At 35.9% G+C, this 426-nt stretch carries 1 protein-coding gene; it reads right to left on the bottom strand.

Annotated features, from left to right (window positions below; all coding sequences use genetic code 11):
• Window positions 1-409: M16 family metallopeptidase (locus tag KH893_RS12435; protein ID WP_281166354.1), on the bottom strand; the 409-nt coding region annotated here is incomplete at its 3' end.
• Window positions 410-426 lie beyond the last annotated feature (17 nt).

Genomic DNA, 426 nt, shown 5'->3' with positions numbered 1-426 from the left:
CGATATTACCGGTAATTTTCAATTGCAGGTTGTTTGGCTGATAAAAATAACGATGAAATTTGTAGAGTAAATCAGCATCTATTTGTCCAATCGTTTGAATATTACCAGCGATATCCTTTCCGAGAGGCTGTTTCCGATAAAGATTTTTCATTAAGCCAAAAGATGAGACCCAGTCAGGCATATCTTGATACATTGATATTTCCTGGCCAATAATTCCTTGTTCTTTGGCAACCGAAGCTTGGGTATAGTAAGGTTTCTGAACAAATTGCAACAAAAGTTTGATTGATTGATCAATATTGTCAGTCCCTTGAAAATAATAAACGGTCTGCGATTGACTTGTATAAGCATTGGAAAAAGCACCATAAGTACTGAATAACTCGCTAACATCACCGGCCTTCTTTTCAAACATTTTATGCTCAGCAAAAT

This window comes from Liquorilactobacillus sicerae (assembly GCF_029916425.1).
GTDB lineage: Bacteria > Bacillota > Bacilli > Lactobacillales > Lactobacillaceae > Liquorilactobacillus > Liquorilactobacillus sicerae.
This window is presented reverse-complemented; position numbering and strand designations above follow the sequence as displayed.